This is a genomic window from Labrys okinawensis, from assembly GCF_047345005.1.
Classification (GTDB): Bacteria; Pseudomonadota; Alphaproteobacteria; order Rhizobiales; family Labraceae; genus Labrys; species Labrys okinawensis.
Genome location: NZ_CP178864.1, coordinates 4723408 through 4739744, shown reverse-complemented (window position 1 = coordinate 4739744; position 16337 = coordinate 4723408). Strand labels below are relative to the sequence as shown.

Below are 16337 nucleotides of genomic sequence, written 5' to 3'. Positions count from 1 at the left end.
TGAAGGCGTATGACTTGAGTGCATTGGCATCTTAATTTGCCGCAACTCCGTCAAAATGAGTATTGCTGCCTGCACGGAAGTCGATTTTGCACGCTGGTTAACAGTGTGATAGTCATTGTGAACACACGCCTTCTACCCACCGAATTTGATGTGAAGCCGCCGCCGGGGTTCCCCGGTGCGTCGGATCGACTGTGCGGACCATGGGGCTTGTCTCATGAAAGAGATCGTCATCACCGGCTTTACGATTCTGAAGTCGGTCGGCGCGGGCGGCGCAAACGATCCTGATGATATCGATACGATCCAGATATTGCTCAACGGCATTCAGCCCTCGGAGGGCGGCGCCTTTCCGCCGCTCGCCGTGCTGGACGCGGCCGACAACATCAACCGTGCCGAACTCGCTCGGATGATCGAGGCCATCCGTACGTTCCAGGAACTGTACTTCAAGTTCGACGATGGGCGCGTTGACCCGGAAATGCGGACCATTCGCAAGCTGCGGGAGCTCTTCAGGAAGAAGCCTTCGCCCCTGCCAAGCGACGCCCTTTACATCCAGGCCGTGCAGCCCTTCGACGGATTCGACAGCGGAACCTCCCCGCCCTGGGCATTGGTGACGATGCCCCGGGCGAAGCAGCTGCGCGTCGAGAACTTGTTGCCGACGGATACGATCGAAGTTCCCGAGGGGGCGCCCTACATGGTCGACCGGGCAGGGGAGATTATCAGCCTGCGTGGCACCAACAACGGCAGTTCGACGCTTCAGATCAGGCGAGACGGAGAATTGATGGTTGATCTGCGGGTCGAGGTGGTCACCGCCAAGAGCTTCTCGCTGTGCTTTCTCTATGTGAAGGGCCCGGGTCCGAACGAGGGCACCTCGCGCCAGCTCGGAGACGCCGCGGGCATGCTGGCGGGCGTGAACCGCGTCTATGCCGGCCAGGCGGGCGTCACCTTTACGTTTGGCGGCGAAGCGGAAATCAGCGCAATCAACGGCAAGGCGGTCGATTTCAAGCAAAGGACTTTCCTGATCGCCGACAGCGCTCCTGCCGGAGGGCGGGACCAGGTTTTCACCTGGGGGGACCTCGCCGCCGAGGACGCGAGGAGGCCCGGTGCGGACTGTCATGCCTACTTCGTCAAGGACGTGGAGCATTTCCCCAAGAGCCCCAAATGCACCAACTGCATTGGCGGCACGACCATGATCGGCACGGGTCCGGCCATCGTCGAGGACTCCGCCTCGAACACCAACCGCTTCGTGCTGCTCGCGCACGAACTGGGCCATTTTCTTGGCTATCCGCAGGAGCATAAATCCCCGCCCACCTCGCTGATGTTCCCTCGCGTCGGCGCTGGCATGAACCAGCTCAGGATCCTCGAGGAGGATTTTCGCAAGATGACGAAGGCCGCAACGTGAGCGAGCCCGGCGATCGTGCGCTTCACGCGTACCGGCGTGCTGCCGCCGGCCATGTTCCCGGCCGTATACCTCCCGTGGCGGCTGGCCCCGCCGATGCCTATTCGGCGTCGATGCGCTGGCCGATCAGGGCGATGGCCCTCTGGTAGACCGAGGCGTCGTTCCAGGCCTGGATGGCGCCGAAATTAGCCTCTCCCGGCTGATAACCCCCGCCGGCGCTCCAGCCATGCGCCCTCAGGAAGTTGGCCGTCGACCTCAGCGCTCCGGCGGAGCTGTCCAGATTGCCGGCGCCGTATTGCAGGACGTTCTTCGGCATGAACTGGGTCTGGCCGATTTCCCCATGCATCGAGCTGCGCTCGCGTGGGGAGAGCGTGCCCTTGTCGATGAGCTTGAGCGCGGCATAGAGCTGGTCGGTGAAGAACTCCGGGCGCCGGCAGTCATAGGCGAGTGTGGCGACCGAGGACACCATGTCCTGGTTGCCATGCACGGCACCGAAACCGGTCTCCATGCCCCAGATGGCGATGAGCGGGCCGGGCGGCACGCCATAGCTCTGCTCGATCGAGGCGAACAGTGCGGCGTTGGACTTCTTCAAGCCCTTGCCGCGCGCGATGATGGTGGCCCCGCCGCGCTTGGCCATGAACTGGTCCAGCGACAGCTTGAAGCTCTTCAGGCCCCGATCGGCCCGGATCGTCGCCGTCGCGTAGTTCGCGCCCATCAGGGCATCGATGCCCCGGGGGCCGACGCCGTTGGCCCGCGCCTCGTTGGCGAAACTCTGCTTCCAGGCGGCAAAGCCGGAGGCGTCGCGGCCGCATTGGGCGGCGGAAGCCTCCCCGGCGACAAAGGAAAGGGCCAGGGTGACCGCAGCAACAACCGCTATGCGCATTTCGCCTCCAGTATGCAGACTCTTTCGTCCAGTTGAATACAACGGCGCCGATTCATCAAGTCGAACGCCTGAATTGGATGTGTTTATTCCGCAGGAATCTTGGTTTGCAAGCCGGCAAGCCGAGGCAGCGGCCCTCGTCACGATGCTGAGGTATCGGATTTACATCTGAATATTGTCAGTCGAGATTCGAATGTCCTTCCCCAAAACGGGGGAAGGATTTTCCGTGCCGGATGCCGATAATACCGAGATGCGTGAATGCCTTAAGTGGAGCTGAAAGCGACGGGCAGGGAAGAGCCATCTGCCGTGAATAACTGCATTTCCGCGGCCATAGCCATGCGCTCTCGTTCCCACGCCTGTCCGGCTGGGTTGATTGAGGAGACCGGGCGATGGCGGCTGCAGGGCAGCCGTGAAAGCAGGATCATGGAAGATGGCAGGCCGCATTTGTCGGCCAGACGCCATCGCCCCGTTCCGGAGCCTAGCACGCTGACAAAGCGCGCAAGGCCACTCGTTTTTTCCGCCTTCAGAAAGCGGAGGCGAGCCGAGAGCGGATGGCACGGACCATCTGAACCCGGCCCAGCCGGCTCGGCAAAGGGGCTGAGCGACGTCCGTCCTGGCCGGACGGTGGCATCAGCCGTCTTCACCGCATCGGCGGGAGGAGGGACGACGGCGTTGCCGGGCTCAAGCCCTTCACGCTCCATCCAGGGATCACAGGGCACTTCCATGGGGTGCCGATCCCGTCTGTCCCGCTCGTCACCCCTGGAGGCCGGCTTCAAGAGAATCAAGGCCGCTTGAGCCTGCCACTTGGACAGGCTGTCGGGGTGGATGGAGGTGTTCGGGGCCGGGTTGTACACACGCCGGCCGCTGACGCCTCATTCCGTTACGGAATAGAGCATGGCGACGGACGAAAGTCAAGATCCGTTCTCTGTGCACCCCAATCGCTTCAGGCAATGACGGCGAGGAATGCGCCCAAACAAACCTGAAGCGGTTACCTTGTCTTTTTGTGCTTGCGCCATCGAAGGAGGATGCCAGTCACAGCCAGGCGAGCGCATGGGAAAGCGGATGCTCGTCGGGGCGCGCACTGTTTTTGATCGAATCATCAAGAATCGCAAAGATGCGTTAAAACAGGGAGGTAGAGCAATGGGCGTTCACGTGTAAACGCGTTGCGATACGTGCTGATTCGGTTTGACAGTGAAACGCTCCAGGAGGCTGCAGCGCATGCCCGAAGGCCCTTTGTCTCAGGGATCGGCGAAGTGCGGAGGCCCGGCTAGGGTTGGGGGCATGGGGTGCCGGGCCTCCCGCTTCCCAGGAATCAGCGTGATCGGGAAGCGCGTCACCAATCACGCATCGTCTGAATTAGCTGAGCATTAGGATCACGCATCGGGCCCCGATCGTGTACAGGCCAATCAGTCAAGCCCCTTTAGTGGTAGCTCGGCGAAAAGAGATGCCTAGTTTTTATTTAGCTCGTGCGGACCACAACTATTTGGTAAAGCAAAGAGGTATTGATTAGGGAAGATCTCTGAGCAAGAATTGATTGTCGCAGTCCGTCTCGGGAGGAGATGATGCCCTGGGTTTACCGATACGAGTTCGTCGATCCAGGCAGCAGTATTGTGCAAGTATCCCCCATCATGCGGACTCGTGAGAGCATCCTGCAGATTGGCGGATGCGTCATCGAAGATTCCGCCGTTGAGGTCGATGATAGCGAACTTGTCCCGTCTGGCGTCCATCTTCATATTGCGACGTCATCGGCGGATGAGAGCTCCGGGCCGGCCCGGTCTCAGTAGCCGCCTGCATGCGGGATCCTCGATCACCGCACAAGCCCGGTTGGCCTGCATGTTCCAACCGGGCTGCGTCATTCTGGTCTCCTGGAGAGTTTTGTCTTCACACGGAATCACCAAGAATCGAAAAATGCTTTTGATATCAACGAGTTCATACGGAGATCCGCTCCGGTATGAACGCATTTTGCTTTAAGCATCACACCATCTTGGCAATGATGTCCTTCATCTGGTTGGCGTCGAAGGCCGTCAGTGTCTGGCTCCTGATATTGCCGAGCGCGGCAACCGAAAGGTTCAGCGCCACCACCGCCGGGTTGTCTCCGGCCTCCGCGACGATGACCAGGTCGTACTGACCGAGCGTCCACAGAAGCGTATGTATTTTCACGCCGCTCTTCTCGGCCATGGCCCTGAACGCTTCGGCGCGCTTGACCGTGTCCTTCACCGCCCTGGCCCCTTGGTCCGTGAAATGCACAAGAGTCACGAAATATGCCATGTCGACCTCCATTGTTGAGGAGGCGTGCGGGCGCTTCCGGCGCATCCGCCGTTTCTCCCGCAACTTTTATAGCATCGATCGTCTCACGGGCCGCGCCTTATGAGTGTACGGTCACCGTTATTCAACGCTCTCTATCGTGACACGCCTGGCAGATCGAGTGTCTGGAACTGGCGGGACCAGCTCGCAAGGCTATGCCCACGTGGAAAGGCGGTGAACGCGGGCCCGTGGATATCCATCACCGATCCGATCGGCTGCGTCTGGATGCCGACCCGGATGGGCACGCCCCATAGGCTGGCGAGCTTGCCCAACATTGTCCGCGTCTGGGGCCGGGCGCCAAGCGTGCAGCCCAAATGCTCGGCAAAGCCGAACGGTGCGAAAATCAGGCTCAGCGGCTGGATCATGCCGTTGACCTTGTCGAAATTCTTCGCGCTGACGTAGCTGTAGATCTCCTCTGCGATAACGGCATATTCCTGCCGCCCGGCGCGGTTGCCTTCACGCAGATGAACGACATCGCCAACCGATACGGTAAGCCATTCGCCGAGATTTCCGTGCCCGTCGAGGCGCAGCGCCGCGACCCGGCCGGGCTGCGCACGGGATTGCACGGCCAGCACCAATTGCGCCAGGCCGTTGCACATGCCGCCCAGGAGGATGGGGTCGTCGAAATTGCGCCTGAACTCGTCAACGTCGGCCTGCAATTTGGGATCGCCAAGGTCGACCGAGGTGATGACGCTCAGGTCGACATCCGCCAGCAGCCGCTGGATCAGCGCTGCCGTCGCAGCACCGCCGCTGGTATCGCCGACGCCTATCATCTTGCTCGCCGCCACGACGGCGGCACGCGTGTTGCGGCCATACGCTCCATCGACCGTCAGCCGCTTGCCGTCCGCGCCGGCGCAGCCGTGGCTGTTGAGCACGACCTGAAGCAGTGTGACGCGCGGGCTATGTTCCCCCAGCCGGACATTGAACATGGTCGCAAATCCCCATGGAGCTATACGCCTGACCTGGAAGCAGGTTGCCGGGCTCTTCGAAGCCGACCGGTCGGCACGATACGATCCAGGCGTGATATGCTCGTGATGATCGTGACTGACAGAGGGCAATGACGAATGAGGCTGCACTACACCCATCGTGTGTTGCATTTGTCAGCATGAAGCGACTGCCCGGTGCCCGATAGGGCGGCCATTGACTTGAAATTGACTGCACTCCCTCGCTGAGACAGCAATCCTCGACCAGGTCCCGCCGCCTGCTTCCCCTCAATGAAGGATGCGCTCGCCTGGAGCTCGCGTTACATTGGATTTCAGCGGCACATCCTGCCAATGACGGGGCCGCCTTGAAGTACCTGTTCCAATGGCCGCGGTGAGCAAGCGCCAGACGCGTTTGTCGAGGTCCTCGGGAATCCGAGCTGCTCAACCGAAGCCGGCAAGCTTGCTCTCGACATCAGGACAAAGCGACGTAGCGCCATGAAAACCAATATGACTTACAGCAGCAGGAACCACGACGCACTCTTCATGCCGATGAACTTTTCAAATCACTTCCTGATGCTTCAATACAGGGTCCAGCTCGTCCGGTGTGAGCCGACCTCTCATTTCAATGTTCTCGGCACTTATTGCACCGGCAATGGCATCATGCATGACGGCACCGACCGGTTTCATCTCGATGCCTGGACGGATGCCGAGTGGAACGGTTTCACCAACAATTTCACCAGCATCATCACGCGGTACTGGGACGAAAAGTTCGAACTCACGCCAAATCGGCCTTGGTATCCGAATCCGAGCCCGCAGCCGCCATCGGCATCGGCCATCACCTGCAACCTGTCGCTGGAACTGGTGGATTCAGCCGCGCAGGCGCATCATCGCTATTTCATCGTCAAGCCGCGGGAGAGCAATTTCCGCTCCTTCGCCTCGTCCCCCAACCGGCTGGGGATGTTCACGCATCGCGACCTTACCTATGACTGGAACACCCGAAGGACGCAGGTCGGCCCCGCCGACCGCAGGGGGCGCCGGAAAATGCACAGCGTCAGCTTCCTGCAATGCACGGTCCTGCATGAATTCGGCCACACCCTTGGACTGGATCACGTCAACGGGGCGGGTAACGACGACTGGAACTACGGCGTATCGCTCGACCAGCGCGAGGACCTCATGGGCATGGGCGACCATCTCACGGGGAGGGAGGCATCGCCCTGGATATGGCAACTGCGCCACCATCTGACACCGGAAGCCGCCGACCGCAAGCCGCACGTTCCCGCACTCAAATTCACAGCGAGGGTGACGTCTCCCCAGCTGATCACCTATTGGGACAACGACTGGGCGCCGCCAGCGCCGGCCACGCCTTGACTTGTGGATGCACTTTCGCCGCAATTCCATGACGGAGACGGCGGGTCGGAGGGAAGGGCTGTTCAATTGCCGGCATAGGAATAGAGTGACCCCAAGAACCACGATCATTCCGGGGAAACGCTCATGTCAGCCCATGCCTTCGACATCGTCTCGAAATCCCGCACCGAGGTGGTGATCGCCCATCACGAGGAGGGGCATTCCTACACCTTCAGCGTGGCGAAGAACGCCGCCGGCAAGCGCGTACTGGCCGAGACGACGCATGCGGTCGCCGGCCCAGCCGCCAAGCACCCACCCGAATGGTACGCCGCCAGCGCCCGCGCCTTCGCCACCACGGTGGCGCATCGGGCGCATGCGATCGATTGAGAGGGTGGAAGTCTTGGCGGGGAGGGCGCGGACCACTTTCGCGGAATTGTTGAAGAGGCGTTCCTGGTTGTCGGAGTGCGAGGGCTGCCTGCCCAAATGCCGTGCCCAAATAAATGCACCATCACCATAGTTCGGGTTTTTCGATAAGGAAGTTACGGTGACAATGCATTTACTTGAGCGCCGCGCCCCGCACGTGAAGGCGATACCGACGATGGCGGTCAGGTTGAGTTATGGCCGGCGAGCGGATACCACTCGAAGCCGGCAGCTGCCGCAACGCCATTCCTTTCAACAGGCCGTCGCTCTCAAATGTCCAACGATCTCTTCCCCCTCAATGCCCTGGAGACCCGCGTCTTCGGCTGTCTGCTTGAGAAGCAGCTGCTGACGCCGGACGCCTATCCGCTGACATCAAACCTGCTACTATCAGCGACGAACCAGAAGACGTCACGCGAGCCGGTCATGGCCCTGGACGCCGCGGAAATCGGCCATACCCTCGCCTCGCTGGAGCGGAAGGGGCTGGTCCGCCGCGCCTTCGGCTCGCGCGTGGAACGTTACGAGCACCTCGCGGGGCAGACCTGCAACCTGACCAAACAGCAATCGGCGCTCCTCGCGGTCATGCTCCTGCGCGGGCCGCAGACCCTGAACGAGTTGCAGACGCGAACCGAGCGCATGGCGAGCTTCGGCTCGGCCGAGGAAATGACTCGGGAATTGGATCTCCTCGCCAGCGCGCATCCGCCGCTGGTCAAGGAGATCGGCCGGGCCCCGGGCCAGCGCGAGGACCGCTACGCGCATCTGCTCTGCGGGGATGTCGAGGTGTCGGCGATGGCGAGCGCGGCGCCGCGCACGGCCACACCGTCGGTCTCGGTCCTCGCCGCGCTTGAGGAGCGGGTGAGGGTGCTGGAGGAGCAGGTCACAGAGTTGAAGGCCCGGCTTGAGGCGGTGGGAGGGTGAGCGGCAGGGCCCCCTGCAGGCGCCTTTCCGCCGAGATCAAGGTTACCACGACGGAATGGCGGTCTCCGCCACGACGGTTGCCCGGAATTAAGTGCACTGTCACCGCAATTGAATTGGCATTGTCGAGAGAACAGCTTGGAAGGGCGTTTTGCCGTCGAGATGGCTCATCGAGATGGCAGTTCGGACATCGGCCTCGGGCGATAATTAAGTGCACCGTCGCCGTGATACAATAGACGACTAACGCTTGAGAGCATCGTAAAGCGCGCTTGAAAGAATATTTATAGCTATAGAAAGAATTATTCCTCCAAAAATTAAAGCTAAAATCCACACTTTTCTTTGTCTTTTCTTCGCGTTAATTCCAATATTAAATATCAACGGAGGGGCAATTGTTCCGCTTACAAGAACGAAGATCCACCATGCCCATATAGAATATGTTGCCAAATCAGCAAAATAGCGCGGAATTAGTTTGAAAAACGCTAGAGTTACTATGGCTATCAGAATTAAAAATATTACGAATTTCAAGAATTCGTAATAAATACCAGCGCCTTTTACGTATCTTCTCCAGGAGATAAAATCAAATTGGCTCCTATTTGCATTAATAATTAATTCCACATCAGTTTTTATTTTTGATATTACATCTTTATCTCCCTGAGCGGTGAATTGAATGGAGCAATAGCTTGAGGGTTTGATCTGCACTATAACTATTGTTGTCGGTTCTGATTTGTAGTCATGTCCAGTAATTGTTATCGATTCTATCTTATTGGACGATATTGTTGCATCTTCAATGGCAAGTTTTATTTCCTCAAATTCTACTGTTTGAGTAGAACCTAAATCAAATGTTATCTTGGTAGAAGTACAAATCTTATCTACAAGATGGTGGATTTTCTGTAGAAAATCTTCATCGATGTCAAAGCTACCATAGAATTTTTTTGATACACTATACTTAGGTATTTTCCTGGGCTGCAAGGAGTTTGTTTCGGTGGTCAAAATGGGAAAACCTCATCCTTTCTGGGAGGGCTTCGGCAGGTTCAATATATGCAGCTTTCCTTCGTTATAATACTCCGTGACATAGAAGTCGAGTTGCGATCAACTTTTGCGGCCTGACCTCACCTCTTCCGTCTCCGCCCAGGCTTCCCGCCGCCTTTCTTTCGCGCCTCCGCCCCCAACGGTACCTCTCTGTCCGGGAATTACGGAGACAGTTTTCTAATTGTTGCCATCGGAACGCCCACTCCTGAACAACGCCATTGCACCCCGATCGGGCTCATGCTGGATAAACAGCGCTCCGCTACCTTCCCATTGATCGATAGAGATCCCTGCCATCAATCGGTGCAGTCTGAGAGCGGCATCGAGGCTGCTCAGCGGCTTATCTTTGCGATGTCCCAAGCGCTTACGTTTGGAAAGCCGGGCGGTACCCAGTCTGATGGCTCTGTCGAGCGATAGATCTCGATTGGCGGATTTGAGCCGCCATCCAGTGACCATAGCAGCTTGTACAACGCTTCGAAATTCGGGCCGGGACGGGCCGGTGCCCCGGATTGGCAAGCCTCTCTGAGCACGCCGCCTTGTTTCTGCCAGATAAGGAAGGTGGGAAAGTCATATGTTCCTTCCCTCCCGTTACAATCCGTATGCCAGATATCGTGCCTGCGAAGATAATCACTAACTCTCCGCACTTCTTCCTGCGACAGGCGAAATCGGTAGCGCACTTCCTGGATCAGCGGTGGCGAGGTCGTATGCGGCGTTATGATGATCTTGGACTCATAGCTGTCGCCTGTAGCTGAAAGCCATAAGGCACTGCCTCTCAAATCGGCCATCGTGCCGATCTGTCCGAAATCATCTGCTTGTGCGGGCTGCGTCGAGAGGGCGCCAATAAGCACGCCGATTCCCAGCAGGAGTCCTCTTAGATCGCTATTGACCACTTTCACCCAGCCTGCCGCTCCGGCCGTCCTAAGCGGCCGTCCTGGCCGGGTGGGTTGCGTCGCCACGGCCTGCGAGGAGACCGCTGACAGAGACGTCCTCATCTATCGCGTCCCAATGGATGCCCCGGCGGCTCAGTTCGTAATTCTCCCGTTCCTGCGGCGTGGCGTGGAGCAGGCGCGGGAACCAGGCGAGCGGCACGCCAATCGTCCGGCCGTCTTCCAGTTCCACCCACATGCAATCGTCGTCGAAGCGCAGGGCTCTAGGCGAAATATTCATTCCAAGCTCTTTCCAAGTGATCGCGATGCTCTTCCACCATGCGCTGGACGCGATTCAACGTCCTCGCGTCGAGGCCGTCATTGTATGACATCGATACCGTTGGCGTAAGCCAGAACTTGGCTTCGTCCCTGCCACGCCGTACATGGATATGCGCGGGTTCGCGTGGGTTTCCCTCGTTCGAATAGAAAAAGAAGGTGAAACCACTCAGCCGCAGAACAACGGGCATCGCTATCGGCCCCGTCTGCCGCCGATTTGCGGCAAATTAGCTTCCGGCAGGGTGAGGTCGAAACTATACTTCGCCGTTTCCCGCAAGCTCACCTCTTCCACCCCCGCCCAGGCTTCCCGCCGCCCTTCTTCCGCGCCGCGCCACCCAGCGGCACCTCCCGGTCCGTGCCCGGGCCCATGCTGTCCAATCCCGGCTTGGCCGCGCGCGTTCTCGGCAGATTTGCCGCGTCGCCATAGGCCTTCGGGCCCTTATACGTCCCAGCCTTCTCACGCACGCTGACCTGCCGCGCAGACCCATCGTCCGCCACGGCCATTTCCGTCTCGCGGAGGCGCTTGAGTTCGTCGCGCAGCCTCGCCGCTTCCTCGAAGCGCAGGTCGGCGGCGGCGTCGCGCATGCGCTTTTCGAGGTCGGCTGTCACGGCCTCGAAATTATGGCCGATGGTCGAGACATTGTCGGCCAGGCCCTTGTCGACGGTGACGCGGTCGCGTTCGTAGACGGAGTTGGTGATGTCGGCGATCGAGCGCTTCACACTTTCCGGCGTGATGCCGTTGGCGGTGTTCCAGGCCGTCTGCTTCTCGCGGCGGCGGCTGGTCTCGGCCATGGCGCGTTCGAGCGAGCCGGTCATGTTGTCGGCATAGAGAAGTACACGCCCGTCGACATTACGGGCGGCGCGGCCGATGGTCTGGACCAGCGAGGTTTCCGAGCGCAGGAAGCCCTCCTTGTCGGCGTCGAGGATGGCGACGAGGGCGCATTCCGGGATGTCCAGGCCTTCGCGCAGCAGGTTGATGCCCACCAGCACGTCGAAGGTGCCGAGGCGCAGGTCGCGGATGATCTCGATGCGCTCGATCGTGTCGATGTCCGAATGCATGTAGCGCACGCGCACGCCATGGTCGTGCATATATTCGGTGAGGTCCTCGGCCATGCGCTTGGTCAGCACGGTGACGAGGCTGCGATAGCCCTGCTTCGCCACCTGCTGCACCTCGCCGAGGAGATCGTCGACCTGGGTGCGGGCAGGGCGCACCTCGCATATTGGATCGATCAGTCCAGTTGGCCGGATGACCTGTTCGGCGAAGACGCCGCCGGTGTGCTCCAGCTCCCATTTGCCGGGGGTGGCCGAGACATGCACGGTCTGCGGGCGCATGGCGTCCCATTCCTCGAAACGCAGGGGGCGGTTGTCGAGGCAGGAGGGCAGGCGGAAGCCGTATTCGGCGAGGGTCGCCTTGCGCCGGAAGTCGCCCTTGTACATGGCGCCGATCTGCGGAACGGTGACGTGGCTCTCGTCGGTGAAGACGATGGCGTTGTCGGGCAGGTACTCGAACAGGGTCGGCGGCGGCTCGCCCGGCTGGCGGCCGGTGAGCCAGCGCGAATAGTTCTCGATGCCGGCGCAGGAGCCGGTGGCCTCCATCATCTCCAGGTCGAAAGTGGTGCGCTGCTCCAGGCGCTGCGCCTCCAGCAGGCGCCCGCCGGTGTAGAGCTGCTGCAGGCGCACCTTCAGCTCGTCCTTGATGCCCTTGATCGCCTGGTTCAGCGTCGGGCGCGGCGTGACGTAATGCGAATTGGCGTAGACCTTGACGAAGGAGAGGTCCTGGATCTTCTGGCCGGTAAGGGGATCGAACTCGGCGATGCTCTCGATCTCGTCGCCGAACAGGTTGATGCGCCAGGCGCGGTCCTCGTAATGGGCCGGGAACAGCTCGATGGTATCGCCGCGCACGCGGAAGGTGCCGCGCGCGAAATCGTTGCTGATGCGCTTGTATTGCAGGGCCACGAGGTCGGCGATGAGCTGCTTCTGCTCCACGCGCTCACCCACGCTCATGCCGAAGGTCATGGCGGTGTAGGTTTCCACCGAGCCGATGCCGTAGATGCAGGAGACGGAGGCGACGATGATCACGTCGTCGCGCTCCAGCAGCGAGCGCGTGGCCGAGTGGCGCATGCGGTCGATCTGCTCGTTGATGGAGGACTCCTTCTCGATATAGGTGTCCGTGCGCGGCACATAGGCCTCGGGCTGGTAGTAATCGTAGTAGGAGACGAAGTACTCCACCGCATTGTTCGGGAAGAAGCTCTTGAACTCGCCATAGAGCTGGGCCGCCAGCGTCTTGTTGGGGGCGAGGACCAGGGCCGGGCGCTGGGTGCGCGAGATCACCTGCGCCATGGTGAAGGTCTTGCCCGAGCCGGTGACGCCGAGCAGTACCTGGTCGCGCTCATGCTGCAGGGTGAGCCCTTCGACGAGTTCGGCGATGGCGGTGGGCTGGTCGCCTGCCGGCTCGTATTCCGAGACGAGGTCGAGCCGGATGCCGCCCTCGCTCTTGTCCGGGCGGGACGGGCGATGCGGCGTCCAGATCGGCTTGCCGATCAGGCGCGGATCGCCGGTTTCGAGGAGATGGCTGAGCGCCTTGATTGTGCCGGCCGAGCCGCCGAGCTTGTCTAGCCCGTCGGGATCGAGTTCCGGCTCGTCCTTGGCCTTCTTGCGCCTGACCGCCTTGCCTTCCATCTGGGCACCGCCACCGGCGATAGCGACAGGAAGACCTGTCGCGGGAACGCCCAGCTTGGCGGCGAGGCCGGGATCGAGCCCTGTGACGCCTGCATCGAAGCCGGCCTGCGGCCCTTCCCCGAAGCCCTCGGGCGTGCTGCTCTTGCCCTCCTTGAGCAGGCCGGGATTGAGCAGCGCCTTCAGATGCTCGTCGAGCGAGGGCAGGGGCGGGCGCGCCGCCTTGGATTTGGGCGTGCGGATCTTCTTGGGTGCATCGGACATGGGGAGATAATGGGGTGAGTCACGCGCGGGGGGAAGGGCCGAGCGGGGAAACTTGCTGACAAGAGGGTGTCAGCATGCTGGGAGTGTGCGGGCTTCCTGGGATCGCAGGCTTCCAGCCTGCCTCTTCCCATCCCGCATCCGCGCCGGTTCCAAGAGCGGACGAGACGTCCGCGCTCCCGGCCATTGCCTTCCCCCCATACCGCGCTAAGCTTCTCCGCACCTGGACCGCGCCGAAGACGCTGCTGGCATTCCAAGTGGGGGATCGATCATGCCGACCGATTACGAGACGGGGCTCGGGCGCAACGCCGCCAACTACACGCCGATGACGCCGGTCGATTTCATCGCCCGCGCCGCCGAGGTGCATGGCGACAGGCTGGCGGTGGTCCATGGCCCGATCCGCCGCAACTGGACGCAGACCTATGAACGCGCGCGCCGCCTCGCCAGCGCGCTCGAGCGGCGTGGCATCGGCAAATCGGAGACGGTCGCGGTGCTGCTGCCCAACATCCCGGCCATGGTCGAGGCGCATTTCGGTATCCCGATGCTCGGCGCCGTGATGAACGCCCTCAACACGAGGCTCGACGCCGCCTCGCTCAGCTTCATGATCCGGCATGGCGAGGCCAGGATGCTGATCGCCGACAGCGAATATGCCGCCACCATCAGGGAGATCGTCAGGCACGCGCCGCATCTGCAACTCGTCATCGTCGACGACGTGCTCGGCCCGGGGTCGGCCGACATCCCCGGCGCCACCGACTATGAGGCGCTGCTGGCGGAGGGCGATCCCGATTATGCCTGGAGCTTCCCCGAGGACGAGTGGAACGCGATCACGCTGAACTACACCTCGGGCACCACCGGCAATCCCAAGGGCGTGGTCTACCATCACCGCGGGGCGGCCACGAACGCCATCTCCAACATCCTGGAATGGGACATGCCCCGGCATGCCGTCTATCTGTGGACGCTGCCGATGTTCCACTGCAACGGCTGGTGCTTTCCCTGGACGGTGGCGCTGCGCGCGGGCGTGAACGTCTGCCTGCGCAAGGTGGAGGCGCAGGCCTGCTTCGACCTCATCCGCCAGGAGCGGGTGACGCATTATTGTGGTGCGCCGATCGTGCATTCCCTGCTCGCCAACGCGCCCGACGCCCTGCGCGAGGGCATCGGCTGGACGGTGAAGGGCATGGTGGCCGGCGCGCCGCCACCATCCTCGCTGCTGGCGCGGACGTCGGCCATCGGCTTCGAGCTCACCCACGTCTACGGGCTGACGGAGGTCTACGGCCCGGCCACGGTCTGCGCCGAACAGGCGGACTGGGCCGCGCTCGGCGCGCGCGAGCAGGCGGTGCTGAAGGCGCGCCAGGGCGTGCGCTACCACCTCGAGGCGGGGGCCACCGTGTTCGATCCCGAGACCATGCAGCCGGTGCCCGCCGACGGCGAGACGATCGGCGAGATCATGTTCCGCGGCAATATCTGCATGAAGGGCTATCTCAAGAACGAGGAGGCCACGCAGAAGGCCTTTGCCGGCGGCTGGTTCCACACCGGCGACCTCGCCGTGCTCTGCCCGGACGGCTACATCAAGATCAAGGACCGCGCCAAGGACATCATCATCTCCGGCGGCGAGAACATCTCCAGCGTGGAGGTGGAGGACGTGCTCTACCAGCACCCCGCCGTGCTCGCCGTCGCCGTGGTGGCGCAGCCGCATGAGAAATGGGGCGAGACGCCCTGCGCTTTCGTGGAGCTGAAGGAGGGAGCCGTGCTGACCGCCGAGGAACTGATCGCCTTCGCCTGCGAGCGGCTGGCCCGCTTCAAGGTGCCGCGCACCGTGCTGTTCGAGACGCTGCCGAAGACTTCGACGGGCAAGATCCAGAAGTTCGAGTTGCGCCAGCGGATCGGGTCGACCACCGCCATCGACGTGTAAGGGGCAGCGGCCCACAAGGAAAGGGCGGCCCGAAGGCCGCCCCAAAGGCTGCCCCAAAAGCTGCCCCTTGTCTCAATAGTCCTTCACGCAGCGTCCCGAATTGCCGGGATGGCGGCCCGGCGGGCAGCCGTTGCGATAGCTGCGCCGGGGAGGCTGGTCGTCATAGCCATAGCCTTCGCGATACCGTCCGTCGTAGCCACCATAGCCCTCGCGATAGCGGTTGTCATAGCCGCCGCCATAGCGCTGGTCGCCATAGCCGTTGTCGTAGCGCGGCGGATAGCGCTCCGGCACGCAGCGGCCCCAGTCGTTGGGGCGATAGCCGCGGCCGCAGCCGTCGCGCACGTCCTGGAGAAGCGGGGATTTGTCCGCAGCGGCCGGGCCGACGGGCATGGCCGAGGCGGAGGCCGCCACGGCGAATGCGCCCGCCAGGGCCAAAGCTGCGGCAATGCAGGTTTTCTGCAAGGTCTTGTGCATATTTCCTCCTGACGAACCGAAAGGTTGTGAGCCTACAGGTGCACAACCAGTATGAACATGGCGTGAATGCTATCGTGGATCACGAAAGAATGACGTAGTGGAATGGAAATCAACTGCGTGAGACGGAAGGAAGAGGCAAGAAAAAAGGGGCGGCCCGGGAGCCGCCCCAATTAAGGTTTTCCGCCTCCACCCGGATCAACGGGGTTCGACGCGCGCGATCTTCACCTTGGCAGTGCCACTGCTGACCATGCCGACGGCCTGGGCCGCGCCATAGGACAGATCGATCACGCGGCCGCGTCGGAAGGGGCCACGATCCGTGACGCGTACAACCACGCTCCTGCCATTCTTGAGGTTCGTCACCTGGAGCTTCGTGCCGAAGGGAAGGGAACGATGCGCGGCCGTCAGGCCCGCCGGGTTGAAGCGCTCGCCATTGGCAGTTCGGCGACCACCCATTTCCTTGCCGTAATAGGAGGCCGTTCCGACTGAGTCGGCATGGCCAGGAACCGTCAACGTTAACAAAGTAATAACAGCGGCAGAAAATGTAGCGTTCGTCGTTTTGGACGTCATTCAGTCAAGCTCTCAGTAGTTTGTGATGAATCGGTTTATAGGGCGA

General features: G+C 61.3%; 15 protein-coding genes. 5 read left to right on the top strand and 10 right to left on the bottom strand.

Translation table 11 applies throughout. The features are described from left to right. Positions 1–214: 214 nt before the first annotated feature. The gene (locus ACMDCR_RS22165; RefSeq protein WP_413988700.1) at positions 215–1396 is read left to right on the top strand and encodes a hypothetical protein; all 1182 of its coding nucleotides are present in this window, start codon (positions 215–217) and stop codon (positions 1394–1396) included. Positions 1397–1493: 97 nt separating this feature from the next. Here the strand turns inward: ACMDCR_RS22165 and ACMDCR_RS22160 are convergent, their stop codons facing one another. The 3 genes from ACMDCR_RS22160 to ACMDCR_RS22150 form a co-directional block, all read right to left on the bottom strand. Further along, the gene (locus ACMDCR_RS22160) at positions 1494–2276 is read right to left on the bottom strand and encodes a lytic transglycosylase domain-containing protein (RefSeq protein ID WP_413988699.1); all 783 of its coding nucleotides are present in this window, start codon (positions 2274–2276) and stop codon (positions 1494–1496) included. Positions 2277–4247: 1971 nt separating this feature from the next. Beyond that, positions 4248–4541, bottom strand: a complete 294-nt coding sequence (locus ACMDCR_RS22155) for a GYD domain-containing protein (protein WP_284316474.1) — start codon at positions 4539–4541, stop codon at positions 4248–4250. A 131-nt stretch (positions 4542–4672) separates the two neighbouring features. After that, entirely contained in the window at positions 4673–5506 is an 834-nt protein-coding gene (locus tag ACMDCR_RS22150) for a peptidoglycan-binding domain-containing protein (RefSeq protein WP_413988698.1), read from the bottom strand. Between the two features lie 501 nt (positions 5507–6007). Here ACMDCR_RS22150 and ACMDCR_RS22145 point away from each other — a divergent pair. The 3 genes from ACMDCR_RS22145 to ACMDCR_RS22135 all read left to right on the top strand — a co-directional run bounded on the left by ACMDCR_RS22145 (position 6008) and on the right by ACMDCR_RS22135 (position 8179). Beyond that, the gene (locus tag ACMDCR_RS22145) at positions 6008–6868 is read left to right on the top strand and encodes a hypothetical protein (protein ID WP_413988697.1); all 861 of its coding nucleotides are present in this window, start codon (positions 6008–6010) and stop codon (positions 6866–6868) included. 123 nt (positions 6869–6991) lie between these two features. Further along, positions 6992–7231 (top strand): hypothetical protein, encoded by a 240-nt coding sequence (locus ACMDCR_RS22140; protein WP_284316479.1) that lies wholly within the window; start codon positions 6992–6994, stop codon positions 7229–7231. A 306-nt stretch (positions 7232–7537) separates the two neighbouring features. Continuing rightward, complete coding sequence (locus ACMDCR_RS22135; protein WP_413988696.1) at positions 7538–8179, top strand: YceH family protein; 642 nt, start codon at positions 7538–7540, stop codon at positions 8177–8179. A 237-nt stretch (positions 8180–8416) separates the two neighbouring features. On the opposite strand, the gene ACMDCR_RS22130 is transcribed toward ACMDCR_RS22135, so the two are convergent. The 5 genes from ACMDCR_RS22130 to uvrB form a co-directional block, all read right to left on the bottom strand. Then, on the bottom strand, positions 8417–9166 hold the full coding sequence (locus ACMDCR_RS22130) for a hypothetical protein (protein ID WP_413988695.1): 750 nt from the start codon (positions 9164–9166) through the stop codon (positions 8417–8419). 368 nt (positions 9167–9534) lie between these two features. After that, positions 9535–10098: a hypothetical protein gene (locus tag ACMDCR_RS22125; protein WP_413988694.1), complete on the bottom strand. Its 564-nt coding sequence runs from the start codon at positions 10096–10098 to the stop codon at positions 9535–9537. Positions 10099–10120: 22 nt separating this feature from the next. After that, positions 10121–10369, bottom strand: a complete 249-nt coding sequence (locus ACMDCR_RS22120; RefSeq protein ID WP_413988693.1) for a DUF2442 domain-containing protein — start codon at positions 10367–10369, stop codon at positions 10121–10123. Beyond that, on the bottom strand, positions 10353–10595 hold the full coding sequence (locus ACMDCR_RS22115) for a DUF4160 domain-containing protein (RefSeq protein WP_413988692.1): 243 nt from the start codon (positions 10593–10595) through the stop codon (positions 10353–10355). The genes ACMDCR_RS22120 and ACMDCR_RS22115 overlap by 17 nt, the downstream gene beginning before the upstream one ends. A gap of 88 nt (positions 10596–10683) precedes the next feature. Further along, positions 10684–13344 (bottom strand): excinuclease ABC subunit UvrB, encoded by a 2661-nt coding sequence (gene uvrB / locus ACMDCR_RS22110; protein WP_413988691.1) that lies wholly within the window; start codon positions 13342–13344, stop codon positions 10684–10686. Positions 13345–13612: 268 nt separating this feature from the next. Here uvrB and ACMDCR_RS22105 point away from each other — a divergent pair, with 268 nt between their 5' ends. Further along, a complete protein-coding gene (locus tag ACMDCR_RS22105; RefSeq protein WP_413988690.1) occupies positions 13613–15250 on the top strand; it encodes an acyl-CoA synthetase in 1638 nt (545 codons plus the stop codon). Between the two features lie 72 nt (positions 15251–15322). Here the strand turns inward: ACMDCR_RS22105 and ACMDCR_RS22100 are convergent, their stop codons facing one another. Further along, complete coding sequence (locus tag ACMDCR_RS22100; protein WP_413988689.1) at positions 15323–15724, bottom strand: GCG_CRPN prefix-to-repeats domain-containing protein; 402 nt, start codon at positions 15722–15724, stop codon at positions 15323–15325. Between the two features lie 195 nt (positions 15725–15919). Then, entirely contained in the window at positions 15920–16291 is a 372-nt protein-coding gene (locus ACMDCR_RS22095; RefSeq protein WP_413988688.1) for a septal ring lytic transglycosylase RlpA family protein, read from the bottom strand. Positions 16292–16337 lie beyond the last annotated feature (46 nt).